Source organism: Bradyrhizobium tropiciagri (assembly GCF_018130545.1).
Classification (GTDB): Bacteria; Pseudomonadota; Alphaproteobacteria; order Rhizobiales; family Xanthobacteraceae; genus Bradyrhizobium; species Bradyrhizobium tropiciagri_A.
Map to the genome: position 1 here is coordinate 725,332 of NZ_JAFCKF010000005.1, position 25,958 is coordinate 751,289.

Genomic DNA, 25,958 nt, shown 5'->3' on the forward strand with positions numbered 1-25,958 from the left:
CCCTTCTCGGCTTCCCGTTGGCTATCCACGCCGGTGATTTGGCGAGATCGGCGGGCTACTGGTTCAGCCCGACGCGCTCCACTTTGTAGCCGCGCTCCAGGATCGCGCGCCACCAGGGTTGTTCGTCGACGTACCAGCGCACGGTCTTGGCGATGCCGGTCTCGAAATTCTCCTCGGCACGCCAGCCGAGCTCGGTTTCGAGCTTGGTGGCGTCGATCGCGTAGCGGCGGTCGTGGCCGGGACGGTCGGCAACGAAGTTGATCAGCTGGCGCCGCGGGCCTGACGCCGAAGGCGCGACCTCGTCGAGCAGGTCGCAGATGCTTTCCACGACGTGCAGATTGGTGCGCTCGTTGCGGCCGCCGACATTGTATGTCTCGCCGATCCTGCCGCGCTCCAGCACCAGGGTCAGCGCCTTGGCGTGGTCCTCGACGAACAGCCAATCGCGGATGTTCTGGCCGTCGCCATAGACCGGCAGCGGCGCGCCGGCGAGCCCCTTGATGATCATGTGCGGGATCAGCTTTTCCGGGAAGTGATAGGGGCCGTAATTGTTCGAGCAGTTGGTTACCAGGGTCGGCAGCTCGTAGGTCTCGCGCCAGGCGCGCACCAGATGATCGGACGATGCCTTGCTGGCCGAATAGGGCGAGTTCGGCGCATAGGCCGTGGTCTCGGTGAACAGCCCCTCATCGCCGAGCGAGCCGAACACCTCGTCGGTCGAGATGTGGAGGAAGCGGAACTGGTCGCGCTTCTCGGGCGAGAGCGTGCGCCAGTGGCGCAGCGTCTCCTGCAGGATCGTGAAGGTGCCGACGATGTTGGTCTGGATGAATTCGCCGGGGCCGTCGATCGAGCGGTCGACATGGCTTTCCGCGGCGAGATTCATCACCGCATCGGGCTGATATTTCTCGAACAGCCGGCGCAGGCTCTGCGCCTCGCAGATGCAGGCGTTCTCGAAGCTGTAGTTCAGGCTCTCGGCTGAGCCGGGCAGCGAGTCGAGATTGGCCGCATAGGTCAGCTTGTCGATGTTGACGACCCGGGCGTGGGTGTCGCGCAGCAAATGGCGGACCACGGCGGAGCCGATAAAGCCGGCGCCGCCGGTGACGAAGATCGTCGATCCCTTAAACCGCATGTTTGAACACCTCGGCGGTGCGGGGTTGGCCCTGGAACGAGCGGTAGACCGACAGCAGATACTCGCCGTAGCTGCTCTTGGCGGTCTTCTGCGCCACCTTCGCGAAGGCTTCCAGCGAGATATAGCCCTGGCGCAGCGCGATCTCCTCGGGGCAGGCGATGCGCAGCCCCTGGCGCTGCTCCAGGATCTGGACGAAATGGCTGGCCTCGACCAGCGAGGAATGGGTGCCGGTGTCGAGCCAGGCGAAGCCGCGGCCGAGCACCTCGACATAGAGGTCGCCACGCTCGAGATAGGCCTTGTTGACGTCGGTGATCTCGATCTCGCCGCGCGGCGACGGCTTGATGCCGGCCGCGATGTCGACGACGTCATTGTCGTAGAAATAGAGGCCGGTGACGGCGACGTTGGATTTCGGCCGCTTCGGCTTCTCCTCGATCGACAGCGCCCGGTTGGTGCTGTCGAGCTCCACCACGCCATACTGCTCCGGCGCGTTGACGACGTAGCCGAACACGGTGGCGCCCTTCTTGCGGACCGAGGCGGCCGACAGCATGCTGGGCAGGCCGTGGCCGTAGAAAATGTTATCACCTAACACAAGGGCGACGGAGTCATCGCCGATGAAGTCGCGGCCGACGATGAAGGCGTCGGCGAGACCGCGTGGCGTCTCCTGCGTGGCATAGGAGAACCTGATGCCGATCTCGTGGCCGTCGCCGAGCAGGCGCTGGAACAGCGGCTTGTCTTGCGGCGTCGAAATGATCAAAATGTCGCGAATTCCGCCCAGCATCAGCGTCGACAGCGGATAGTAGATCATCGGCTTGTCGAACACAGGCAGCAGCTGTTTCGAGACGACAGTGGTCACGGGGTAGAGGCGCGAGCCGGTTCCACCGGCGAGGATAATGCCCTTCATGGTCCCTCACAGTTTGACTATCAAAACATAACAGATAGCGTGCGCCGCACAAGTTTGTTATGAGTATCAAATTAACATTTCAGGCCTGCTCAAACTGGAACCTTCGTTACATGAACGTCATCAAGACCGAGCTCCCAGAAGTTCTGATCGTCGAACCGAAGCTGTTCGGCGATCAGCGCGGCTTCTTCCTCGAGACCTATCAGTCGCCCCGTTACGTCGAGCACGGCATCACGCGCCCCTTCGTGCAGGACAACATGTCCCGCTCGGCCTACGGCGTGCTGCGCGGGTTGCATCTGCAAAACCCGCTCACCCAGGGCAAACTCGTGACCGTGCTGCGCGGCAAGGTGCTCGACGTCGCGGTCGACGTGCGTGTCGGTAGCCCGAATTTCGGCAAGCATGTCGCGGTCGAGTTGAGCGAGGACAACCGCCGGCAATTATGGGTGCCGCGCGGCTTCGCGCACGGCTTCGTGGTGCTCTCGGAATCCGCCGACTTCTTCTACAAGTGCGACGATTTCTATAGCCCCAAGGACGAGCTCTCGATCCGGTGGAACGATCCGGCGATTGGGATCAAATGGGGCGTCGACAAGCCACAGCTGTCGGCCAAGGATGCGGACGCGCCGCTGCTCGCCGACGCCAGCAACCTTCCGACCTACGGACAAATCTGATGCGGATCTTGTTGACGGGAACACGCGGGCAGGTTGGCAGTGCTCTCAAGCCGCTGCTGGACGGTCACGGCACAGTGGTTGCGCCGCCGACCGCGGAGTTCGATCTGTCGAAACCGGAGTTGTTGACGAGCCAGCTCGAAAGCCTGAAGCCCGATCTCATCATCAATCCGGCGGCCTATACGGCGGTCGATCGTGCCGAGGACGAGCGCGAGCTGGCGTTCCTGGTCAACGCGAAGGGGCCCGAGACGCTCGCCAAATGGGCGGCGGCAAACCATGTGCCGCTGGTGCATTTCTCGACCGACTATGTCTTCAACGGCTCAGGTGACAGGCCGTGGCGCGAGGATAGTCCGACCGAGCCATTGTCGGTCTACGGCGCCAGCAAGCTTGCCGGCGATGTCGCGGTGCAGGCAGCAGGCGGGGCGCATCTGATCGTGCGCACCTCGTGGGTCTATGCCGCAAAGGGCACCAACTTCCTGCGCACGATCGCGCGGCTCGCCGGCGAGCGCAAGGAGCTGCGGATCGTGGCCGATCAGATCGGGGCGCCGACGTCGGCACAGGCGATCGCCAGTGCGGTGGCCGGCATCGTGCTGCCGAACCTCACCACGTTGCACGATCAGCTCGCGCGCAGGGGCGGTGTCGTCAATCTGGTGTGCGCCGGCGAAACCAGCTGGCACGGCTTTGCCAGCGCCATTGTCAGCGGGCTGAAGTCACGTGGTGTCACGCTGGCGGTCGAGAGCATCGCTCCGATCGCAACGGCGGACTTTCCGACCAAGGCAGTGCGTCCGGGCAATTCGCGGCTGGATCTGACGCGGCTGAAGGCGCAGTTCGGCGTAGCGATGCCGACCTGGCAGGAAGCGCTCGCGCACGAGCTTGACGCTTATGTCCAGCTCAGTGCGCCCGCGCACGCCTAGAACGACTTCGCGCGAAGGGGAGCCGGTTCGCGGCAAACGATGCGCGTCAAAAACAAAGCCCCAGGTTCTGATTTGATCAGAACCGGGGCTTCGGGATTGAACTGAGCGGCGGCGATCGCCGGTCAGGTGCGGCCGCTCAGCGCGGCCGGCCGATGCTGTCATAGGTGAAGCCGTGCGCGGCCATCTCGTCCGGACGGTAGATGTTGCGCAGGTCGACCACGACCGGATGCTTCATCTCATCTTTGATGCGCTTGAGATCGAGGGCGCGGAACTGGCGCCATTCGGTCACGATGACCAGCGCATCCGCCTGGCGCGCGCACTCATAGGCATCCTTGCAGTACTCGATTTCGGGCAATTCCTTGCGCGCTTGCTCCATGCCGATCGGATCATAGGCTCGAACCGTGGCGCCGAAATCGATCAGGCCGTTGATCAGCGGGATCGAAGGGGCCTCGCGCATGTCGTCGGTATCGGGCTTGAAGGTCAGGCCGAGCACGCCGATCGTCTTGCCGCGCAGCTCGCCGCCCATCACGTTGGCGACCTTGCGTGCCATCGCGCGCTTGCGGTTGTCGTTCGCGGTCAGCGTCGCTTCGACGATTTTCAGTTGGACGTCGTGGTCGAGCGCTGTCTTGAACAGCGCGCGGGTGTCCTTCGGGAAGCACGAGCCGCCATAGCCGGCGCCGGCATGCAGGAACTTGGTGCCGATCCGGTTGTCGAGCCCGATGCCGCGCGCGACCTCCTGCACGTTCGCCCCGACCCGCTCGGAGAGATCGGCGATCTCGTTGATGAAGGTGATCTTGGTGGCAAGGAAGGCATTTGCGGCGTATTTGATCAGTTCCGCGGTGCGCCGCGCGGTATAGAGGATCGGCGCCTGGTTCAGATAGAGCGGGCGATAGACTTCGCCCATCACCCGCTTGGCCCGATCATCCTCGGTGCCGACGACGATCCGGTCGGGATGACGAAAATCCTGGATTGCCGCGCCTTCGCGCAGGAATTCGGGGTTCGAAGCAACGGCGAAATCGGCGTTGGGATTGGTCTCGCGGATCAGGCGTTCGACCTCGTCGCCGGTGCCGACCGGCACGGTCGACTTCGTCACCACCACGGTGAACTTCTTGAGCGCCGCGCCGATCTCCTTGGCGGCAGCATAGACATAGCTCAGGTCGGCATGGCCATCGCCGCGGCGCGAGGGCGTTCCGACCGCGATGAACACGGCATCAGCGTCGGCGACGGCGCCGGTGAGCTCCGTCGTGAAGGTCAGCCGTCCGGCGGCCGCATTGGTTTCGACGAGCTTGTCGAGGTCAGTTTCGTAGATCGGGATCTTGCCGCGCTTCAGGGCTTCGATCTTGCCGGCGTCCTTGTCGACGCACACGACCTGATGGCCGAAATCGGCAAAACACGCTCCGGACACGAGACCTACATATCCCGTTCCAACCATTGCAATCTTCATGAATCCGCTCGTCGATCAGTGTGGAGAGGAGGAGTTAGCACTAGCACAATTGGCGCCGATAACGCCAAGTTTTATGACGCATAGTTTGTGTTGGAGCTCGGCGGCTTTTTGTGCAAACGGTGATCGCCTCAGTGCAGGTGAGTGCTCGCTAGTCACCTTGGGCGCGCCATGGACACATTCTCAACTTGAAATCGACCGATAATCGAGCCGCCGTTTGAGGGGTGGACATGAGCACGAAGACGATTGGCAAGCAGAGGCCCTCAGGAGCTGACGACGCGTCGTTGCAAACGCAGTTCACCAGATACGATCGCACGACGTTTTCCGGGTTTGTCTATGACCGCGCCGATCTCGGCCGACGCTACACTGTCGAACTGCTGGTCGACGGCGAGCCATACATGTCATCATTGTGTGACGAGTTTGTAACAGAGCTTGCCGACGCCGGAATCGGCGACGGTCGCTTCGGCTTTACGTTCAATGTGCAGGATCAGGTTGGCGCGAGCGCCGGAACGGTCGAGGCAAGATTGGCCAACATCGGCAGTCCCGTCGGCGCTCCGATTCGTTGCGACGTTGCCGCACCGGAAGCGCAGTGGCATCGGATCGCCGAAATCGATTGGGCCGGAGGTTTGCGCTTCGAGGGCTGGCTGTCTCGGGACATCGACGAAGATATCGAGATCCTGATCGCGCAGCGGCCGGTGATGACGGTGAAGCCGACCGGCTGGACCAACGTTGCGCGGGGAAGCGAGTTCGGCGTCGGCCGCCGGATCGATTTTCATCTGCCCGAGCATTTTGCGGATGGTCGTATGCGCGGCCTGTCGGCGCGGACGGTTTCGGGACGCAGCTTGATCTCGGAGCCGATCCCATTCGTGGCATTCGAGCGCGGATTGGAGCAGACGCTTGCAGAGCTCGGGCGCTGGGAGAGCGAGCGGCTGCGCGGAGAACTGTTCGACCGTGTGCTGCCGGCCTCGATGCCGTTTCATGCCTATCCCGGCTGGAAAGAGCGCTTTGCGCCGACGACGCAATCAGAACAATCCGACGTTCCATCCGAGGCCGCGGTCGTCCTGATCGGCGAGAACAGGGTCGACGAAAGCATCGAGAGCCTTGAGGCCCAGGGGCACGCGGCCTGGTCGGCGGTGTGCCTGCCCACGCAGGCGTTCAGTCAGTTCGATCCGAAAGCCGCGCGCGACTTCGTCGACGGCGATGCCGCCAACGGCGAGTTCTTTGTCTTCTGCCTGAGCGGGACGATCCTCGCAGAGGATGCCTTGCAGCGCTTCGCCGCTCTGTTCGCGTCCGAGCCCGACTGCGATCTTGCCTATGGCGACGTCGAGATCCCTGCGGGCGCAGGTGCGGTGTGGCCGTTGGCGTTTTCGGCGTTCGATCTCGAGCGCGCGCTCGAGCAGGGCTATGGCGCGTATTGTTTTGCGGTTCGCCGCCAACATGCCATCGAAGCGCTGCGATCGGCGACGTCGCTCTACGACATCTTTCTGTCCTGCGCGGAGCCTGGCCGAACCTATCACCTTCCGGGATCGATCGCGGCACTGCCGCAGATCGATGCGTCGGCCGCAACCGGCGAACTGGCCGCCGCAAGCAAGGCATATTTGGCCAGAGCCGGCATCGAGGCGAGCGTCGAGCCGCGCAAGGCGGGGCTGCTTCCTGCTGTTCAGGTCAAGCGCGCCGTCGATTGGAACGAGCGCACCACCATCATCATCCCGACCAGAAATCGCGCCGAGCTGCTCAAGCGATGCATCGAGACCGTGACGCCGGCCGCGAATGAGACGAATGCTCGAATTCTTGTCGTCGATAACAGTTCGACGGAGCCTGAAACGCTCGACTATCTGGAGAGCCTGTCCGAGGAGGACATCGACGTCATCTCGGTCGAGGGACCGTTCAACTTCGCAGCGATCTGCAATGCCGCGGTCGATTGCGTCGACGCCGACAACATCTGCTTCCTCAACAACGACATTGAGGCGCTCGACGACGGCTGGCTGGCGGAGCTGCTGTGGCGGCTCGCCGCTCCCGACGTCGGAGCCGTCGGTGCAAAGCTGCTGTGGCCGAGCAGCGTCGTGCAGCATGGCGGGGTGGTGCTGGGGGCCAATTTCTCGGCTGCGCATGCCTTCAACGACCGGATGGATGGTGATCCCGGCTACGGCGATCTGCTCCAGGTGGCGCACGAATGCTCGGCGGTGACGGCCGCGTGTGTCCTGATGCGCAAACGCGATTTCGTCGCCGTTGGCGGCATGGACGCGACCCGCTTTCCGATCAGCTTCAACGATATCGATCTGTGCCTGAAGCTGCGCCAGCTCGGCAAGCGGATCGTGTTCGCGGCGGACGCGAAGCTCGTTCATCTGGAATCGGCGAGCCGGGGCCGCGATTCCGCGCCGGATCGCAAGGCGCGCTTCAAGCGCGAGCTGTCGATGCTGCGCGCGAAATGGGGCGAGGTGCTGCTCGACGATCCCTATTACAGCCCGCTGCTGGGGCTCGACTCGACGCCGTTCTCTTCGCTGGCATGGCCACCGCGATCATGGAAGCCGCGCGCCAACCTGCCGCCGGTGCCGGCCGCTCCTCCGGTCGGGATGTAGCCGCGCATCGTCGGTCACCCAGCCGAGCACGGCGGCGATCGTTTGATCGGCATCAAAGCCCGGCGGCAGCTTCAGGTCGGCTTTGTGGCCATGTCCCGCTGCTGTCGGCCTCCATTCCGTCGCGGCGGCCGGCAGCCCGGTCGCCCTGAGCGCATCCACCAGCGGATGCCCAAAGGCGGGTTCGCCGATGTCGAGAACCAGTTTCGTGATGCCGTGACCTTCGACGAGCGTCGCGATGTCGTCGACGGCAATGTCGCCGGTAACCAGGACATTGCTCCGCTGCATCAGCTTGAGATCGTCGAGCGTGGTCCCGAGCACGATGATCTCGACGTCTTGGTCGACATTGGCGATTTGATCGCTCAACGCCCTGATGAAACGAAACTCCGCCGCGTTGGCGTGCAGGACGAGCAGACCCAGACGCGCCGGACTGCTGACAACGTGATAGCGCGCCGGCGGCGCTGGCGGGTCGTCCAGTCGGGTCGCTTGCTGGCCGAGCACCGTGTCCGAAAAGGCCGCGCCGTCCTCACCGATCGCGGTCACGCGCTGAGCGCTGGTGATCAGGCTGGTCCAGTCCGGGTCAACGCCCGACCCGATCGCTGTGCGCAGTGCGAGCGCAGTGTCGGTGATCAGGACGTCGTAGGGGAAGCGTTGCGTGAGCTGGACCAGGCATGCGGCGGGGATGCGGTTCGGCTCCGCAATCTCGAGCGCGCGGATTTTGAGGTCGGTGAGCAGCGTCAGCAAGGCCTCACGGCCTTCAGCCGTTGCAACGTCGAGTGCGATCGACTGCGGTGCGCGGCTATCCGGATCGAAGATGGTCGCCAGCCGGCGCTGTCCCTCCGTTCGGATCTGCACGACCAGAGCGCGCTGATCGTCCGCAGCGAGGTGCCCGCATCGCCTGATGGCGATCTCGCGGCCAATCGCGGAGCCGCAGAAGATGACGTGCGGGCCGGCGGCGTCCGCTTCGTTCGCGAGCAGCTTGAGCTCCAGCGCCGCGCGGCAATCGCGGAGCGGATCGGCGAGCAGGAACGCGGCGCACTCCGTCGCATAGCGCCGGTAGCGCTGCTCGAGAACCCGCAGATTGCGCAGCACCAGCGAACGCTTCTCGCCTAGAAACGAGCGCGAGCCCTCATGCCCGACAAACACCGACGGGATGCACACGTTGCGGAGGCCGGCCTCTGCCGCGCGCAGGCAGAAGTCGACGTCTTCGAGATAGCCGCGATAGAAGTCGTCGGAGAGCTCACGCACGGCGTCGAGGCATTCGCGGGTGATGTAGAGGCAGAATCCGATGCCGTTGGGAATGTCGATCGCCACCCCGGAATTTGCCGTGCCGGCGAGTTCGTCGAGCAGTTCTATCTCGTCCGGCGAGGGCAGGGGATTTGACCGGTTCGGGACCGGGAAGCTGGTGAATTCGCCGTTGTTCGACAGCGGCGTCGCCGTGCCGACGCGGGGTGTCGATTGCACCGCGCTGCGCAGGCGTTGCAGCGCGTATTTCGGCACGACCGTGTCCGAGTTCAGCAGCACGACATCGCCGGCATCGGTTTCGCCAAGTGCCCGGTTGACCGCGCCGACGAAGCCGAGATTCTGCTCATTGATCAGCAGCTGGATATGCGATCTGGCAGCCAGCTCGGCGAGCAGGTGCTTGATGTCGCGCTCGGGCGACGCATCGTCCACCACGACGATGGTCGAGCCCGGCGTGCAGGCGGCGGCGGTCAATGCGCTCTCGATGCAGGCGCGTGTCGCGGCCAAATCCCGGTACACCGGGATGATGATGGTGAGCGGTGGCGTTTCACCGCTTCGCGCGCGCGCTGCCCGTGGCGGCGCGTCGCGGCGATCCGGCGCGCGATTGGCCGGGAGTTGAACGCTTGCGATGATCCGGCCCGCCTGCGCGATCTCGAGCCGCTGCGAGGTCGCCGATGGCGGGCGGATCAGACGGAAGCTCGCGGCGTGCCGCCCATCGCGTGCGAATCTGTGGCGGGGATCGGAAGGAAGCTGGACGGCACTGGATTGGTCCGCTTGCGCCAGTGAAAGCTGTGGGTCGTCAACTCCTCGCCACGTCACCCATCCCTTGACCTCTTCATCCAGGAAGTCGACGCGGGCGCAGCTGTCCTGACCGCTGTGTTCGAGCAGCACGAGGGCGCCCCTGACAGAATCCGGATCATCGTCGCGCCGTGCGATGGTGCGTGCGGCCTCGATCCGCTGCGGGCCGTCACCCCACGCCATCATGCGCCGTGCGGCAACCAGATCGTCCGGTTCGAGCTCGATCGCCCTGGCAACGCTGGCGACAGCGTCATCCCTGAGATCAAGGCGAGACAGCGCCTCTGCGCGCAGGAGGTGGGCGCGGGCGCCCGGATGCGGCATGATCCGGCAGCGGCGGTCGGCGAGCGCGAATGCCAAGCGGAAATCGCGCGCCTCCAGTGCCGCGACCGCAGCCCGCTCGAGATCGACGTGATGGAGCGTTCTGGACGTAAAGGCGATCTTGCGCGCGTCGGCGGTCAAATGTCGCCCTTATCTGCCGGATGTCAGCCCGTCGTCTTCACGGCGCTCTGCCGGCTCCGGAACACGCGCACGCGGCCCTCGAGACGCGGTCCGTCCACGCGCGGCGCCGGGTTGATCTGTTCGACGCGCCGCGGCTGCTGCGGCGCAAGTGGTGCGGCCTGCACGCGGCGTTCTTCAAGGTTGAGCTTGAAGCCCACCAGGGGTTCCCGTCCCGACGGGCCCGACACCACAATCCGGTTCCCGGTCACGCGCAGAGCGGGAGCACCCAGGAAGATGGTCTCGGCCGAGATGGTATAGCGATCCACGCTGGGCCCCGTGGCCTCCAGCGAGAACCCGGTGATGGCCAGTGCACGGCCGCGGGTTCCGGCGAAGGTTCCGAGCGGAACGAACTGGTTGTCGCCGCGCTGCGGCCGGGCGAACTTGACCGCATATTGCAGGTTGAGATCGCGCGGCTTGTTCGGCCATTCGAGCGAGATGCCCTCGATCCGGGCCGGAGCAGCCGGTCCGGCGATCCAGGTGTTCGGGCCGACGGTCACATCACCGAGGCCAGCGACATGGGCGAGCAGCTTGAGGTCGCTCTGCCCACTCGCGCCGGCCTGAGGCGCAAATTCGGGTTCGAACTCGGGGTCAAAGTCCTCGAATGGCTGGCTGGCCGGCTGCGCGGCCGGCTGGCCGTGGGCCTGCTGGCCTTGGGGCAGCTGGCCCTGGGTCAACGGTTCGATCTTGATGTTGGCGGCGGTCGACCCACCGACGCGCCCCGCGGTGACCTCGACGATCAGGCGGCTCGGCCGGGCAACCGACACGACCAGCGCGCTCTCGGGCGCAAACAGGGTTCCATTGGCGGCGTCCGGCCCGGAAATGATATTACAATTGTTAAGACTGGCGCGATCCGCATATACGCGCACCACCGGAGGGGCCACCTTATCATCTGCGCCGTTGTACCGAACCAGGAAGAGGCCCCGTGCCAAATCAATGGTTTTCTGCTGAATCTGTTCGTTCATCGTCGCCTGCGAGCCTAACGGAATGGATTGATATGTCGCCCGCGCAGTGTGCCCCAAAAATCTGTGTGATAGAAGGGGTCTTAATGTTAATCGATGAGATAGTTTCACCCGTGCATATCACTGCCACACTGCCGGTCACATGATGCAGAGCCTGACCCCAATCGAAGATCGCGTGGCCGGGGAGCGCGCCCGTCCGCCAATGAACGTCCTCTTCGTCCACAATAACTTTCCAGCCCAGTATCGCCACATTGCGCGCGCACTTGCGAAGCAGCCCGGCAACAAGGTCGTCGCGGTCGGTTCGTCGACGGCGAGCACGGCGCCGGATATTCGGCTGATCAAATATTCGACGACCAAATCGGACTCCGCGCTCGTACATCCCTTTGCCCGCCGCTTCGATGTCGAATCGCGGCGGGCCGAGGAGGTTCTGTATGCGCTGTCGTCGCTGTCGGGGCAGGGCTTCGTGCCCGACCTGATCTTCGCGCATCCCGGTTGGGGCGAGACGCTGCCGTTGCGCACGATGTTTCCGCGTGCGCGGATCATCCTGTATTGCGAATTCTACTACGGCTCGGAGGGCAGGGACGTCGGCTTCGATCCCGAGTTTCCGATGACCGGCCTCGACGGCAATGTCGCACTTCACTTGAAGAATGCGACCACGCTGCTGGCGCTCACCGAATGCGATTCCGGCGTTTCGCCGACGCCATGGCAAAGGTCGACCTTTCCCCGCGAGTTCCAGAGCAAGATCGAGGTGATCCACGAGGGCGTCGACACCGACGAGGTGAAGCCCAATCCGGTCGCGCGGTTTCTGCTTCCGAACGGCGCGACACTCTCGGCCGACGACGAGGTGATCACCTACGTCTCGCGCAATCTGGAGCCGGTGCGCGGCTTCCACATCTTCATGCGATCGCTGCCGAAGATTATGGCGGCGCGGCCCAATGCGCAGGTGGTGATCGTCGGTGGTGCCGGAACGTCCTACGGGGCGAATCCGCCGAAGGGCTCGAGCTGGAAGTCGATGTTCCTGGACGAGATCAGGTCGGACATCGACCTGCGCCGCGTGCATTTCCTCGGCCGGATTCCGCGGGACCAATATCTCGCACTGCTGCAGATCTCTTCGGTGCACGTCTATCTGACCTACCCCTTCGTGCTGTCATGGTCGCTGCTGGAGGCCATGAGCGCGGGGTGTGCGGTGGTGGCGTCCGACACCGCTCCGCTGCGCGACATCATCTCGGACGGCAACGGCCTGCTGGCGCCGTTTTTTGATATTGATGCGCTGTCGGATCAGGTAATCTCGGTGCTGACACGGCCCAAGGCCTTCAAAAAGATGCGAATGAAGGCGAGAAGCTTCGTGAGGGACAATTACGACGCGAAACGGGTCTGTCTGCCCAGGATGCTGACGCTCGTTGGATGAAGGTGTCCTCCCGCGCACCCATCGTGATCGCGCGGGGGATCACGCCAGGAGTTTGCGATGCCGCTTGTCATTTCGGTTGCCCAGCGCAAGGGCGGGGTCGGCAAGACGACTCTCGCGGTCTTGCTGGCCGCGGAACTGGACCGGCGCACCGGCGTGGTGGGACTGGTCGACGCCGACTCGCAGGCATCCGCCTGTCATTGGGCCGAGCCCGGCAATCTGTCGTTCCCGGTCTACCAGCTTGATCCGGAAACCCGCCCCGTGGCCGAATGGGCCAAGCTGATGCGGCAGATTCCGCATCAGATCATCGTGGTGGACTCCGCCCCCAACGATCGGGTGCTCGGCGCCGTGCTCGCGGTCGCCAATATCGTGCTGATGCCGTGTACGCCGTCCGGCCTCGACATCGAGGCCACCGCGCGGACGCTCGACATCGTACGCGAGGTCCGTGCCGCGCGGCGCACCGCGCTCCGTGCCATGATCGTGCCGAACCGCGTCGACCAGCGCACCCTTGAAGGCCAGCAATTGATCGAGGAGCTGGATACGCTCGACGAGGAGATCGGGCCGATGATCGGAAGCCGCTCGGCCTATGTGCGCGCCGTCGCACTCGGCCAATCGGTGGCCGATTTCGCCGGCGGGACCCCCGCCGATCTCGAGATCAAGATGCTCGCCGACCTCGTCATGAACTGGTGCGGGATCGCGCCCAGGCAACGCGTGACCAGTTAACAGATCGCGCCGGCGCCTTCACGTCGGGCTAACCATGCCTGCACGGGAACGGGAATATCCCGCGCCGCAACCGGCCCCGCATCTGATCGCCGCGTCGGCGGGAACCGCGGCGAAAAGCCCGAAAAGACGACAGATCTGCCATCCGTCGTGCATCGCAACCCCGATGTGGGCGTTATCATTGGCAACCGATAAGCCTGCCGGCGCAGCCAACGCCGCTTGGTTAACCGACTGCGCGCGCGCACCGTCGCATTTGAAGCAAATGCCGCCGCGCGCTTGAGCCGAAGCGCAAGACATTTCCCGTAGATGCTTCCCGTCACGGTGGGGAGTGAAGAATGTACAGCGTCAAGAAGGTGATGGCCCTGGTTCTGGCCATCGTCGCGCTCGGGACCAGCGCACGGGATACGCAGGCCGCAATGATCGGCTTTCCGCTGCCGCTGCGCGGCGCGATCGAGCAGATCCGCTTCAGCGAGCCGACGCTGGCGCCGATGGCCTACACCATGTTCTGCATGCGCTATGCCGACGAATGCAAGCAGCAGCCGCGCAGCCGCACGGTGTTCCGCGGCGGCGCGACGCGTCTGACCAAGCAGCGCATCACCGACCTGATCGAGATCAATGCGTCGGTCAATCGCCAGATCGCTCCGCAGCGCAACGAGCGCGGCCTCGCCGGCGAGGAATGGCTGATCAATCCGGCGCGCGGCGATTGCAACGACTATGCCGTCAGCAAGCGCCACGAGCTGCTGGCGCGCGGTTGGCCGATGCGCAATCTGCTGCTCAGCGAAGTGGTGACCTCCTGGGGCGAGCATCATCTCGTGCTGGTGGTCCGCGCCAAGGGCGGCGACATCGTGCTCGACAATCTCAATGCGCAGATCCGCAGCTGGTCGCAGGCGCGCTATCGCTGGGTCAGGATGCAGACCCCTGATAACCCCGATCACTGGGCCGCGGTCGCGCAGGCCGGCGTCTGAATCTGCAAAGTTGACCCCATCGAACGTGGCGCGGCGAGGCATTTCGCCGCGCCATTTTTCATGAGGGATGATGACGATCGCAACGTCACTGCGCCCACATTCCGGAACGATTGGCGGCTTGACCAGTTAATTTCAATCACCTCCATCGAGGCATCGTCATGAAGCTGGCCGGCCTATTTGCGATCGCGACGCTGGCGGTTGCCGCCGCGGGCCCCGTGCTTGCGCAGGGCACCGGGCAGACCATGCAGGGCGGATCCCGCTACTCGATCGACGGACCGGGCGGCGGCGTTCCGACGGCGCGGCCGCAGGCGACCCGGCCGGTCCCGCCGGCAACACCGGTTTACCCTTACGGCAGAGCGCCGCGCCAGGTGCCGCCGGTGGGACAACAGACCAACGTCCCGCTGGGGTCGCGTTAACCCTCACGTCCGCGCGCAATCGGGGCGGTCTTAACGCTATTCGCATCGCCGTTTTGCCGCGCCAGACGGAATGTCGTACCCATGCAGGCACTGCGTCTGTTGAGACGCAGGATTGGTCCGCGCAGGGACGACATTTTCAATGACGAGCAAGGGTTCGATACTGATCACGGGCGGTGCGGGATATATCGGGTCCCACTGCGCCAAGGCCGTCGCCGCGGCCGGATTTGTTCCGGTCGTCTACGACAATCTGTCGACCGGTCATCGCAACTTCGTGCAATGGGGACCGTTGGTCGTCGGCGACGTCGCCGATCACGACAAGATCACCGCCACGATCCGCGCGCACGATGTGCTCGCCGTGATGCATTTCGCCGCGTTCAGTGCGGTCGGCGAGTCCGTGGCGGATCCGCAGAAATACTTCACCAACAACGTCGCCGGCACGCTCGGCCTGCTGCGTGGTATGCGCGAAGCGGGCTGCGACCGTCTGGTGTTTTCCTCGACCGGCGCGGTCTATGGCAATGCCGGGCGCGATCCGATTCCGGAGAGCGCCGCGGGGCCGACCGTCAATCCCTACGGCCGCTCCAAATACATGATCGAGCAGATCCTGGCCGATTATCGCGCGGCCTATCAATTCAACTCGGTCTGCCTGCGCTATTTCAACGCCTGCGGCGCCGATGCCTCCGGCAGCATCGGCGAGCTGCGTGATCCCGAAACGCATTTGATCCCGCGCGCGCTGATGGCGCTCTTGGGGCACGTGCCGGATTTCGCGATCTTCGGCGAGGACTACGAGACGCCCGACGGCACCGCTGTGCGCGACTACATCCATGTCGACGATCTCGCCGCCGCCCATATCGCCGCGCTCGAACTGCTGCTGAAGGGCGACGCCGGTGGCGTGTTCAACCTCGGCACCGGCACCGGCTATTCGGTGCGCGAGGTGCTCGACGCGATCCGCGCCGAGACCGGCGAAGCGGTGCCGAGCGTGGTGCGCGAACGTCGGGCCGGCGATCCGCCGATCCTGGTCGCCGATCCCTCGAAGTCGGAAAGCGGCCTCGGCTTCAAGGCCAGCCGCTCCGATCTCGGCTATATCATTCGTTCGGCCTGGGCCTGGCATCAGAAGGCGCATCCGCGACGGCGCTAACCAATCGCGCTAGCGGCTTCATTCCAGCGTGATGTAATGCTGCTCCGCCAGCCGCGCGAGGAACGGCATGTCGACAAAGCTCGTCACCAGAAAGACAGCAACCAGCGCCAGCACGGTCAGCATCAGGCCGCGCTCGCCATAGAGCTTCTCGGGCTTCTGCGCCGATGACCCCGGCGCTGTCGACATCGAGAAGTAGGTGGTGAACAGCATCACCACCAGCGGCATCGCGAGGATGTATTCGATGCGGTATTTCACCAGGAAGACCGACAGGAAGAACACCGAGAACAGCGAATAGCTGAGGCAGGAGGCGGTCAGCGACACCTCGGTATAGTCGGCAAAGCTCGCGCGGTAGCGCGCCAAAAGCTCCCGGCCATGAGATGCGGCGATCTCGCGATATTCGGACAGCCGCTTGGCGGCCATCAGGAATGCGCCGCCGAACCAGTAGCACAGGATCACCGAGCCCGGCGGCAGCGAGGTCGGGTCGATCATCGCCCAGCCGATCAACAGCCGCAGCGGATTGTTGACGGACTCCGAGATGACGTCGAAATAGGCCTTGTCCTTGCTGCGCAGCGGCGGGACGTTATAGACGATGCCTTGAAGTGCAAAGATGCTGGTCGCAAACAGCATCAGGCGGCTGCTCGCGGATGCGCAGACGAGGCCAACCGTGACCAGCAGCAGCCATTCGAGACCGATGATCTTGCCGTCCATGGCGCTCTGCACCGCGGAGCGCTGCGACTTGGTCGGGTGATGCCGGTCGAAGTCGCGGTCGAACCATTCGTTGATCACGTAATTGGCCGACGCGATGCAGATCGCGGCCAAGAGGCCGAGGAGGATGGAGGCGGCAAGGTGATCGCCTCTCGCGCCGCGCAACAGCCCGGCGAGGATGATCCCGGGAAGGATGAAGATGTGCTTGGTGCTGTGATCGAGCCGCAGGATCGCGAGATACTGCCGGATGCCCGCGGCAGGCGGCTTGCTCGCTTCGACCTTGCTGTCCATCAGCGCCATCGCGCGGTTCCTTGTCCTGATCGCCTAATTGAGGAGGTAGACGTCGAAGCTCTCGTCGGTCTTCGCCGGGTCGAAGCGGCGGATCATCGTGGTCGCTGCGCGGAAATCGCTGATCTCCGCGGCTGAGGCGTGGAACGTTCGCCAGTCCTTGCCTTCGTCATAGGTCTGGTCCGGCGTGATCTCATCGAGCCGGTAGGCCAGCAGGATGATGACGGGCGCACCACGCGTGTCGTGGAGCTCGCGGGCCAGTCGCAGCGTCTCGCCGAGATCGCTGTCCATCCTGCCCTTGCGCGAGAAGATCACGACGCTGCGGAACCTGTGGTCGCGCGCGAGATAGAGCGGGTTCTTGACGTAGTAGGGCAGCGCCTCGACCAGATATTCCGGCTCGCTGAGGATGATTGCGTCGGTGAGATCAGGGCGTGAGGCGATCAGGCGGCCCAGATCGGCGCTGCGGCTTGCGACCACGCCGCTGACGGCATTGCGCAGATCGTTGATGCCTGCGGCGGTCTGGATCGCCAGCACCAGCAGCAGCGAGATGAGTCCGATTGCCGGCAGCAGTCCGGCGGATGCCGCAGTGATCTTGCTCCAGCCGATCCAGTACATCGCGATCAGGAAGCACAGAAAGACCGCGGCGTGGCGGTAGGCGCCGTTCGCGGCGACCGCGAAGAACAGCGATGTCAGCAACAGCGCGGCGATGGCGGCGAGAAAGGCTGGCCGCCGCGGCAATAGCCCGAGCGTCGCACCGAACAGCAGGGCCGATCCTGCGATTCCCGGCAGCAGATTGGCAAACAGCGCGCCGAGCGACGTCGCGCCGGGGTTCACCAGCGACAGGATTGCGGCCGTCAGCGGAGACGCGTGCGACCAGTCCCGGGCCGCGGCATCATTATAGGTCGGAAGCATCGTCACGGCGCAGATCGCGACGCCGATCGTGGCGATGATCGCATTGACTACAAAATTGGTCAGGTGCGGCGACCAGCGCCAGCCGTGAACCTCGAGCAGGTCGAGCAGCCAGAACAGTAGCAAGGCGCCGACCATGATCGCGCCGACGACATTGGTGTTGGCGAGCAGGAACAGCAGCACGCCGAGCACGACGCCGCGGTCGCGGTGTACGGGATAGCAGGCGGCGATCGCGAACAGGAACAGCGCCGAGATGCCGTAATTCCTCGCCATCACGACATATTCGAACAGCAGCGCGTGGCCGGTGATCAGCAGCAGGACCAGCGGCCGCGGAAATGGCGACCGGAAGATCAGCAGCGCGACCGTGACGAGCCCGATCGCGAAGGCAACACCGGGCAGCACCTCGACCCGGCCGACCGCGGCATGCGCGCCGCGTAGCAGCAGATACCAGAGAGCAGGGTGGCCTTCGCCGTGCAGCCCTCGCAGCATCGCGATCACGTCGTCGCCATCAAGGGCGATGGTGAGCGCGCGGACCTCGTCGCGCCACATCACGTGACGGGAAATCTGGAAGCCGACCAGCGCGATCCATCCCGCCAACAGCAGGAGGTCCGGCCAGGACCGGCGGTCCCGCTTCGGCGCGAACAACCAGTCGTCCAGGATTTGCAAAGAACGGGTCAATGAATCCTGCTGTGCCCTGGAACGGTAACGCCGGACCGCGGCGCCATCTGCGGTTTCGTCATTTGTGTTAACAGTAAAAGCCACCTACAATGTTGTAACATTATGGGCAATCCAGGCTAACATTTATGACGTCGACGCCGGCCCAGAGGACGTTTGGGGATATCAGCCCTGCGCATCCCGAAGTGGAGTTCGCGCTGGTGCTGGCGCGGACCATCGATTCCGTGAATGCCGACCCGCAGCAGCTGCGCAGCGCGGTCTACGAGCTTGCGCGGCAGAAGCTGCAGCAACTCGCGCATGAGGATCCCAAGGAAAAAGCCCGTCTGATGCAGGCGCTGGAAGTCGCGATCGAGGGCGTCGAGGCGCATACCAGGGATAACCTGGTCGAAAGGTTCTCGGTGCCGCCCGCGCGAGCGCTACCCGCCTTTCTGGAGGCGGCGGGCGCCGCGCGGCGGATCGAGGGGCCGCAGCGGATCGATGCCGAGGAGGCCTTCGTCACCACGCTCGAGCGCGCCGAACTGCCGCGCCGGCCGCGCTGGTCGTCGTCGGCGCCGCTGCGTTACGTCGCGATGCTGGGCTTCTTTGCGCTGATCGCGGCCGTCGTCCTGCTCCAGCAACGCGGCGTGTCATTGGCGGCAGCGCGCGCGATGATCGCGGGAACGCTCGCGCCGGTGCCGGTTGAAAGCCAAAAGCCTGCAGTCGTTGCGGCGGTGCCGGCGCCGGCCGTGCCCGTCGCGCCGCCGGCACCGAAACGGCCGTTGCCGACCGCCTATGGCGTGTACGCCGAGAGCGGCGGCAAGCTCTACGAGCTGCAACTGATCCAGGGGCGCGCACCCGATCCGCGCATCGCGATTTCAGCTGCGATCACCAAGCCGAGCGAGACCGCACTGCCTGACGGCCATCTTCGCTTCATTGTGTTCCGGCGCGAGGGCGCTGGCGGCGCCTCCGATCCGATCGACGTCCGCCTGATCGCGCGCGTGACCCAGCAGACCACGTTCGATGCGGCCGGCAAGCCGGTGGTGTCGTCTGATGACGACACCTGGGTGATCCGCAACATCTCGATCCCGTTCCGCGCCGCGCCGCTCAGCGAGGACCCGCAAATGTTCGAGGTCCAGCCGCGCGACGACGCGCCGCTGTCGCCGGGACGCTACGCGCTGATCCTGAAGGCGCAGGCCTATGATTTCACGGTCGAGGGCGCGGTGACCGACAAGCGGCACTGTTTGCAGCGGCTGGCGGCCGCGAATGGCGTGTTCTACTCGGAATGCGAGAAGCCGTGAGCGGCGCGGCCATCCGGTTCGGCGTCGTGCTGGCGCTGTTGCTGTCGTCGCGTGCCGCCATCGCAGCCCCCGATGCCGAGACGGCGAAGCGGTGCCTGCGCGCGGCCTACATGGTCTATCCGTACAAGCGGCCGGGGGCGGCGCCGATGAATGGCGACCGGCTGAATTTCTTTCAGCAATGCATGGCGCAGGAGAGCACCAAGTCCGCGGAAGCGCCCAAGCGCGATTGAGCCGCAGATTGACCGCGGCTCAACCCGCGGACTGTTCCGCGCGCGACCTCAGCCGGCCGAACTGGCTGCGCAGCACCAGCAGGATGAAGTGACCCGCGCCGACGCCGGCGAGACCGCCCGCGACCTTGACGACCGCGTCGAGCAGCCGGCCGTGGCGATCCGGCGTCAGCAATTGCATCGCTTCGAGCGTGAACGAGCTGAACACGACGAACAGCACGATCAGCCCGGTCCGCCGCGGGTAGCCGAGCACGAAGGCCATCGCCATCACCGCAAACGCGGCGAAGCGCTCAATCTGCGGATGGAAAAACGTTGGACGGTCCTGGATGGGGGACAATGTGACGAAAGCGATGAAGACCAGCGCAAGCCAGCCGGCAACCACTCCAAACGTCCTAATCTTCGAAACAAGCAATCAGATATTCCCGGTCCCTGTGCCCCGCGATGTCAGGCTGGATTTAGCGCATCGCTCGCGTCGGCGACAATTAAATGCCGGCCGAAGGTTAACTTGCCCGTCGGCCCGGCAATTGTCGGCGTGTTGCCGATGCCCTGATCCACAGCGAACGGGAAACCGCAGTTGGGCCGACGTTCTCAGTAGGATTGCCGAGGTCGCATATGCACCGTTATGGGCATATAGATTTTGATGGGACGCAATACGTTCCTGAATGTTCCTGATCCACAGCTTAGAAGTATTACCGGCGTTCTCCGTGGGTGAACGGAGTTCCCGATCGCTCACATAGGTTATTGCTCCCTGAGTTCCATGTGTGATGATCTCACTCTGATCTCGGGGGAGTCAGTGCAATGAAGGACATGCAAGCGCACCTGGAAAAGCTTCGTGTCGAGGCGGAAGAGTGCGAGCTGATCAGCAAGCTGGCGACCAATCAGGCCAAGAAAGAGCTGTTCGCCAAGCTGGCCGCGCATCACCGCACGCTGGCTGCCGAAGTCGAAAAGGCCATCGGCCAGTCCAGGCCGAGTTGATGGTTTCGATTTAGGAACCTTACTCCAACCTGACAATTGACCGCTATCGCCGCGCATCACCCTGGCACCCGGCGATTGGATCGCATGTCGCGCTCTGGCCTGCTGAATGGCAACGGAGCCGACATGACGAAGCGACGCAATCGCTTCGAGCAAACCCATTCGCTTGAAGAACGCCTCATCGCACGAGCCGAGAGCCTGCGCGAGCAGGCCGCAGCGCTAGCCCCAGGTATCGAGAAAAAGGCTATACTCAAGCTGGCCCGGCAAGCCGACGCCGGGGAAAGCATGAGTGAGTGGCTACGCTCGTCCAGCTCCGCTTAGGAGGTCTGTCATGCATGCCCACCATCATCACCGTATCGACAGCGTCGAGATCGCCTTTGTCTGCGCTGCGGCAGTGTCGTTTGTGGCCCTGGCCGCGAGCGTGGCGTGGCTGTTTATGCGGTGAGACCGCCTCGTGGTTTCTACAAGGAAACGGCCCCAGCGCCGGAGAAACGCTGAGGCCGCGTCCAAGTGCTGTCCGTCTTAGGCACCGGGACCGCTGGTCAACCGGGTGTCGCTACGGACGTTCCTCGCTGCAAAAGAAGCGGCCCCAGCACCCTTGGAGGGTTAATGCCGGGGCCGCTCTGTATTCCCATTCTCACGCCGAACCGCCGCTTGCCGATAATAGACGGCCCCTCTGGGCTTAAAACTTGAACTTAATGAAACAGCCCGACCCAGCCCCTGGATCATCGAACCAAAGTGTGAGCTGGTCAATTAACATGCATGAATCAAAGGTAAATAAATCGTCCGGATGCTTAACGGGCGATCCTAATTCCCCGCTGCGAGGCGCCTTCTGATGATCGTTAGTCGCGCGCTGACGGCGGCTTCGGTGCGGCCGAGCTTCTGAGCGATCTCGCGCTGCGTGAGATCGGTCTCGCGGATCATCCGCAGCAGGCGCTGTTCTTCCTCTTCCACCCAAGCCGGCAAAATGCTCTCCAAATTGTTTCGTTCTGGAAATGCCATCATGGATTGCAGATTTCGGTAGTCGCGTCTGTCCGGGATTTCCCGGTCTGTCGTGATTTGTTCTGTCGCGTGTCCGATCGAGGACAGCATTCAGTATTGCGACGAAATTGAGGTATCCAGATACGCAAAATTGAAACCCGACGCGATCTGGCGCGCATCTCTCAGCGGGAACCGGTCGCGCTTGCGCGGGTTCCCGGGATGGTGCACCTGACGAAAAAATTAGCTTTGGCCGGCGGCTCCATTCATAAGCCGTTCACGGCGCGAAGCCTCATTTGATGCCCGGACTATCGCAATGCTCACTCTCGGAGGCCAAAGTGCGTCTGCTCGTCGTTGAGGATGACCCGGATCTGAACCGCCAGCTCACCACCGCGCTGACGGACGCCGGCTATGTGGTCGATCGGGCGTTCGACGGCGAGGAGGGGCATTTCCTTGGCGACAGCGAGCCCTATGACGCCGTGGTGCTGGATATCGGCCTGCCGAAGATGGACGGTATCTCGGTGCTGGAGGCCTGGCGGCGCAACAAGCGGGTGATGCCGGTCCTGATCCTCACCGCGCGCGACCGCTGGAGCGACAAGGTGCAGGGCTTCGATGCTGGCGCCGACGATTATGTCGCAAAGCCGTTCCACCTTGAGGAGGTCTTGGCCCGGATCCGCGCGCTGCTGCGCCGCGCCACCGGGCATGCCCAGGTCGAGCTGGTCTGCGGGCCGGTGGCACTGAACACCCGCACCAAGCGGGTCACCGTCAATGGCAACCCGATCAAGCTGACCTCGCACGAGTACAATCTGCTCGATTATCTGATGCACCACACCGGGCGGGTGGTGTCGCGTACCGAGCTGGTCGAGCATCTCTACGACCAGGACTTCGACCGCGACTCCAACACCATCGAGGTGTTCGTCGGCCGCATCCGCAAGAAACTGGAAGTCGATATCATCCAGACGGTTCGCGGCCTCGGCTACATGCTGTCGCCGCCGACCTAAGGCATGATCCGGAAAAGTGCGAAGCGGTTTTCCGGAAAAGATCATGCTCTTAAAGCGTTTTCGAGCGACGCGGATACCTCGTCGCTCGCGCAAAGAAAGCGCGGCTAAACAACAGGATGAGGGCATATCCTGTATAATCGGATCATGCTCCTAGAGTGCTTGATCGCCATGCGGGCATTGGCATGATCCGCGCCAGGAGAAACTGGATTCGCCATGTCCATATCTGTTGCCGCTGACACGCTGTTCGAGCTCGTGCCCTGATGGGCGGCAGCTCGCTTGCGACACGCCTGTTCGTCTCGGCGACCGCCTGGGTGGTGGTGATCCTGGCGATAACAGGCGTCATCCTGTCGTCGGTCTATCGCGACGCCACCGAGCGCGCCTTCGACCGCCGCCTCAATCTCTATCTGCGCACCCTGATCGCCGAGGTGGCGACGCCGGACGAGCCGGCCGACCGCCAGTTCCAGTCGCTCGGCGAGCCGCTGTTCGACCTGCCGCTGTCGGGCTGGTACTGGCAGATCACCCGCACCGATACCGAAAAGGGTGAGACCCGGGCCTCGCGCTCGCTGTGGGACAAGAAGCTGCCCAAGCTTGAGGAGCACGGCGCCGAGCTCACCGCCGCCGGCGTCCGCCTCGGCTATGTCGACGGGCCCGAGGGCCAGAGCCTGCGCGTGGTGGAGCGGCCGGTCGATCTCGGCGCCGACGGCAAGTTCCTGGTCAGCGTCGCCGGCGACGCCACCGAGATTTTCGATGAGACCCGCAGCTTTGACTACTACCTATTCGGTACCTTTGCCGCGCTCGGCATCGTGCTGCTGCTGACCACCATCTTCCAGGTCCGCTACGGCCTCGCGCCGCTCAAGCGCATTTCGGATTCGATTGCCGATATCCGCTCCGGCCGCGCCGAGCGGCTGGAGGGCCGGTTCCCGGTCGAGATCGCGCCGCTGGCACGCGAGACCAATGCGCTGATCGATGCCAACCGGGAGATCGTTGAGCGCTCGCGCACCCATGTCGGCAATCTCGCCCACGCGATCAAGACGCCGCTGTCGGTGATCGTCAACGAGGCAGGCGCGCATGCCGCCGATCCCTTCGCCAGCAAGGTGCTGGAGCAGGCCGATCTGATGCGCGACCAGGTCGCCCACCACCTCGAGCGCGCGCGGATCGCCGCCCGCGCCACCATTGTCAGCACCATCACCGATGTCGCGCCCGCGATCGAGGCGCTGCGCCGGACCATGGAGAAGATCCATCGCGATCGCGATCTCACCATCGAGGCCAAGGCCGATCCGGCGGCGCGGTTCCGCGGCGAGCGGCAGGACCTCGAGGAGATGGTCGGCAATCTCGTGGACAATGCCTGCAAATGGGCCGCCTCGCAGGTGTCCATCGAGGTCAGTGTGGTCCCGCCGGAGGCGTCGGGCGCCGGTCCCAGGCTGCGCATCGTGGTCGACGACGACGGCCGCGGCCTGTCGGAGGCCGAGCGCGCCCAGGTCTCGCGGCGCGGCCAGCGACTCGACGAGTCCAAGCCCGGCTCGGGGCTCGGCCTGTCGATCGTGACCGATCTCGCCGGCCTCTATGGCGGCAATCTCACCCTGAACGACGCGCCGATCGGCGGCCTGCGGGCCGAGCTGGTGCTGCCGGCGGTCTAGTCTGCCTTTGGACGGCCCGATGAGGTCATTATTCCTAAACGCGTTCTTAACGCGCCGACCTCTATCATCGCGGGCGGACGGGCTGCGGCGTTTGCCGGGCACCAAGCTTTCACGACCGGGCGCATGAGCCAGAAATCGACCGAGCGGCTGAGGGATTATCTCGCGCAGCTTCCGCCGCAATCGCAGGCGCTGCTGATGCGTGAGCTGGAGCGCGCGGTCGAACGCGGCGACGACGTCGCCGTCGCCAGTCTGGTCCTGGAACAGCTGCGCAAGATCGCGCGCGGGGCCGAGGAGGACGAGCGGATCGAGCCGCGCAGCGACGATCCGGCGCGGCTGCTGTTCCGGCCGCTGGAGCCGTTCCTCGCCGAGACCAATTTCCCGACCCGACCCGGTCAGCTCCGGCGCGCCTCGCTGCTGCCGATCTGGCAGTGGCTGGCCCGCGAAGGCGCGCCTGAGGCGGCCCGCGCATTCGAGGCGGCGCTGGCGGCAGCCTCGGAGAGCGGTCCGATGGAAGTCGCCGCGCGAAAATTCCAGCTGGCGGCTGCGGAAGCCATCCTCAAGGTCGCGGGGCCGAGCCAGGACGACCGCCAGCGCGCGCTGTCGCGCGTCGGCCCGCCGAGCGTTGTCGAGGACCTGCTGCCGATCGGCCTGGTGTTACAGGCGCGTGAAGCGCTGGAAACCCTGGGCAGCCGGCTGCCGAGCCAGATCCGCGTATTCGCCGATTCCCAGATCGCCTCCGCCACCGACGCGCTGAAGCTGCCGTCGCTGCAGACGCCGCAGCTGTTGCCGTTCGCGCTGTCGTTGATTGCGCAGCGGCTCGCCGCGCCATGGCAGATCGTCCGGCTCGCGATCAAGATGGCGGCCTCCGACGACGAGCTGCGGGTCGCGGCCACGCCCTACGGCATCGCCGTCACCATCGCGCTGCATGATCTGTCGTTCGTCGCGGCCTGTCTGCGCACCGACATCAAACGCGGGCATTTCGATTATGTCGGCGAGCAGCTCAAGACCCTGCATGACGGCGTCCGCGGCCTGCGCACCGAGCTCGACCTGCGCAACGATTCCACCTGGGGCCGCCAGCTGACCTCGGTTCGCGCCGACACCTCCAACGCGCTGCAATCGGAGATCGACAGCGTGCCGGGCCGGGTCCGCCGCATCCTGCGCCAGCGCGCCGACAAGGACATCGCGGCCGGCGCCAAGATCGACCAGTCCGAGGTCGAGGATGCCGCCGCCCTGATCGATTTCGTCGCGGTGTGCCGCACCTATGCCAGCGAGCTCGCCATCAACGAGGTGACGCTGCGGACCTTCTCGGACCTGCAACATTATGTCGAGCAGTCGACCGAGGGGCTGGTCCAATCATTGCGCGGCGGCGATACCCGGGTCCGTACCTTCCGCCAGCAACAGGTCAAGGCCGCGATCCGCTTCTGCGAGGTGCTGTTCGGCCACGACTACGCCTCGCTGATGAACCGGGCGGCCGAGAATGCCGTGACCGGCGAGCGGAAGTCGACGCGCGCGGGGTAGCGGGAGCGCGGGAAAT

Annotated in this window: 24 protein-coding genes; 15 read left to right on the plus strand and 9 right to left on the minus strand. The window is 64.5% G+C overall.

All coding sequences use genetic code 11. From position 1 onward, the window contains the following. Positions 1–55: 55 nt before the first annotated feature. Together rfbB and rfbA are read right to left on the minus strand one after the other, a co-directional pair. Positions 56–1,123, minus strand: coding sequence for a dTDP-glucose 4,6-dehydratase (gene rfbB / locus JQ616_RS24890; RefSeq protein ID WP_212018988.1), 1,068 nt, complete (start codon positions 1,121–1,123; stop codon positions 56–58). Next, on the minus strand, positions 1,113–2,024 hold the full coding sequence (gene rfbA / locus JQ616_RS24895) for a glucose-1-phosphate thymidylyltransferase RfbA (protein WP_212018990.1): 912 nt from the start codon (positions 2,022–2,024) through the stop codon (positions 1,113–1,115). The genes rfbB and rfbA overlap by 11 nt, the downstream gene beginning before the upstream one ends. A 110-nt stretch (positions 2,025–2,134) precedes the next feature. Between rfbA and rfbC the strand changes: the two genes are divergently transcribed. Together rfbC and rfbD are read left to right on the plus strand one after the other, a co-directional pair. Further along, positions 2,135–2,689, plus strand: coding sequence for a dTDP-4-dehydrorhamnose 3,5-epimerase (rfbC, locus tag JQ616_RS24900; RefSeq protein ID WP_212018992.1), 555 nt, complete (start codon positions 2,135–2,137; stop codon positions 2,687–2,689). Beyond that, positions 2,689–3,600, plus strand: a complete 912-nt coding sequence (gene rfbD / locus JQ616_RS24905; RefSeq protein WP_212018994.1) for a dTDP-4-dehydrorhamnose reductase — start codon at positions 2,689–2,691, stop codon at positions 3,598–3,600. Before rfbC ends, rfbD begins: the two co-directional genes overlap by 1 nt. Before the next feature lie 136 nt (positions 3,601–3,736). Here the strand turns inward: rfbD and JQ616_RS24910 are convergent, their stop codons facing one another. Further along, entirely contained in the window at positions 3,737–5,044 is a 1,308-nt protein-coding gene (locus JQ616_RS24910) for a UDP-glucose dehydrogenase family protein (RefSeq protein ID WP_212018996.1), read from the minus strand. 227 nt (positions 5,045–5,271) lie between these two features. On the opposite strand from JQ616_RS24910, the gene JQ616_RS24915 reads away from it, so the two are divergent. Continuing rightward, complete coding sequence (locus JQ616_RS24915; RefSeq protein ID WP_212018998.1) at positions 5,272–7,620, plus strand: glycosyltransferase family 2 protein; 2,349 nt, start codon at positions 5,272–5,274, stop codon at positions 7,618–7,620. Here the strand turns inward: JQ616_RS24915 and JQ616_RS24920 are convergent. Further along, positions 7,561–9,750 carry a glycosyltransferase gene (locus JQ616_RS24920; RefSeq protein ID WP_212019000.1) on the minus strand — a complete coding sequence of 730 codons (2,190 nt, stop codon included), beginning with the start codon at positions 9,748–9,750 and terminating at the stop codon, positions 7,561–7,563. The genes JQ616_RS24915 and JQ616_RS24920 overlap by 60 nt on opposite strands. Before the next feature lie 389 nt (positions 9,751–10,139). Then, a complete protein-coding gene (locus tag JQ616_RS24925; RefSeq protein ID WP_249137179.1) occupies positions 10,140–11,117 on the minus strand; it encodes a hypothetical protein in 978 nt (325 codons plus the stop codon). Between the two features lie 199 nt (positions 11,118–11,316). Here JQ616_RS24925 and JQ616_RS24930 point away from each other — a divergent pair, with 199 nt between their 5' ends. The 5 genes from JQ616_RS24930 to galE all read left to right on the plus strand — a co-directional run bounded on the left by JQ616_RS24930 (position 11,317) and on the right by galE (position 15,755). After that, on the plus strand, positions 11,317–12,522 hold the full coding sequence (locus JQ616_RS24930) for a glycosyltransferase family 4 protein (RefSeq protein WP_212019003.1): 1,206 nt from the start codon (positions 11,317–11,319) through the stop codon (positions 12,520–12,522). 57 nt (positions 12,523–12,579) lie between these two features. After that, entirely contained in the window at positions 12,580–13,242 is a 663-nt protein-coding gene (locus tag JQ616_RS24935; RefSeq protein ID WP_212019004.1) for a ParA family protein, read from the plus strand. Between the two features lie 332 nt (positions 13,243–13,574). Continuing rightward, entirely contained in the window at positions 13,575–14,204 is a 630-nt protein-coding gene (locus tag JQ616_RS24940; protein WP_249137180.1) for a transglutaminase-like cysteine peptidase, read from the plus strand. A gap of 158 nt (positions 14,205–14,362) precedes the next feature. After that, the gene (locus tag JQ616_RS24945; protein ID WP_212019006.1) at positions 14,363–14,620 is read left to right on the plus strand and encodes a hypothetical protein; all 258 of its coding nucleotides are present in this window, start codon (positions 14,363–14,365) and stop codon (positions 14,618–14,620) included. Between the two features lie 139 nt (positions 14,621–14,759). After that, positions 14,760–15,755, plus strand: coding sequence for a UDP-glucose 4-epimerase GalE (galE, locus tag JQ616_RS24950; RefSeq protein WP_212019008.1), 996 nt, complete (start codon positions 14,760–14,762; stop codon positions 15,753–15,755). Positions 15,756–15,773: 18 nt separating this feature from the next. Here galE and JQ616_RS24955 read toward each other — a convergent pair whose 3' ends face one another. After that, positions 15,774–16,760 carry a UbiA family prenyltransferase gene (locus JQ616_RS24955; protein WP_212019010.1) on the minus strand — a complete coding sequence of 329 codons (987 nt, stop codon included), beginning with the start codon at positions 16,758–16,760 and terminating at the stop codon, positions 15,774–15,776. A gap of 24 nt (positions 16,761–16,784) precedes the next feature. Beyond that, positions 16,785–18,335, minus strand: a complete 1,551-nt coding sequence (locus JQ616_RS24960; RefSeq protein WP_212019012.1) for a hypothetical protein — start codon at positions 18,333–18,335, stop codon at positions 16,785–16,787. Between the two features lie 125 nt (positions 18,336–18,460). On the opposite strand from JQ616_RS24960, the gene JQ616_RS24965 reads away from it, so the two are divergent. Further along, the gene (locus JQ616_RS24965; RefSeq protein WP_249137182.1) at positions 18,461–19,609 is read left to right on the plus strand and encodes a hypothetical protein; all 1,149 of its coding nucleotides are present in this window, start codon (positions 18,461–18,463) and stop codon (positions 19,607–19,609) included. Next, entirely contained in the window at positions 19,606–19,839 is a 234-nt protein-coding gene (locus tag JQ616_RS24970; protein WP_349630044.1) for a hypothetical protein, read from the plus strand. The genes JQ616_RS24965 and JQ616_RS24970 overlap by 4 nt, the downstream gene beginning before the upstream one ends. A 19-nt stretch (positions 19,840–19,858) precedes the next feature. On the opposite strand, the gene JQ616_RS24975 is transcribed toward JQ616_RS24970, so the two are convergent. Then, entirely contained in the window at positions 19,859–20,218 is a 360-nt protein-coding gene (locus tag JQ616_RS24975; protein ID WP_212019016.1) for a VanZ family protein, read from the minus strand. Positions 20,219–20,634: 416 nt separating this feature from the next. Between JQ616_RS24975 and JQ616_RS24980 the strand changes: the two genes are divergently transcribed. Next, positions 20,635–20,811, plus strand: a complete 177-nt coding sequence (locus JQ616_RS24980) for a hypothetical protein (protein ID WP_212019018.1) — start codon at positions 20,635–20,637, stop codon at positions 20,809–20,811. Positions 20,812–20,934: 123 nt separating this feature from the next. Continuing rightward, a complete protein-coding gene (locus JQ616_RS24985; protein WP_212019020.1) occupies positions 20,935–21,129 on the plus strand; it encodes a hypothetical protein in 195 nt (64 codons plus the stop codon). Between the two features lie 486 nt (positions 21,130–21,615). On the opposite strand, the gene JQ616_RS24990 is transcribed toward JQ616_RS24985, so the two are convergent. Further along, entirely contained in the window at positions 21,616–21,900 is a 285-nt protein-coding gene (locus JQ616_RS24990) for a sigma factor-like helix-turn-helix DNA-binding protein (RefSeq protein WP_212019184.1), read from the minus strand. A 224-nt stretch (positions 21,901–22,124) separates the two neighbouring features. Here JQ616_RS24990 and JQ616_RS24995 point away from each other — a divergent pair, with 224 nt between their 5' ends. The 3 genes from JQ616_RS24995 (at position 22,125) to JQ616_RS25005 (ending at position 25,942) form a co-directional block, all read left to right on the plus strand. Beyond that, a complete protein-coding gene (locus JQ616_RS24995) occupies positions 22,125–22,787 on the plus strand; it encodes a response regulator transcription factor (RefSeq protein WP_163154879.1) in 663 nt (220 codons plus the stop codon). Positions 22,788–23,047: 260 nt separating this feature from the next. Further along, positions 23,048–24,424, plus strand: a complete 1,377-nt coding sequence (locus JQ616_RS25000; RefSeq protein ID WP_212019022.1) for a sensor histidine kinase — start codon at positions 23,048–23,050, stop codon at positions 24,422–24,424. A 123-nt stretch (positions 24,425–24,547) separates the two neighbouring features. After that, on the plus strand, positions 24,548–25,942 hold the full coding sequence (locus JQ616_RS25005; RefSeq protein WP_212019024.1) for a hypothetical protein: 1,395 nt from the start codon (positions 24,548–24,550) through the stop codon (positions 25,940–25,942). Positions 25,943–25,958: the final 16 nt, after the last annotated feature.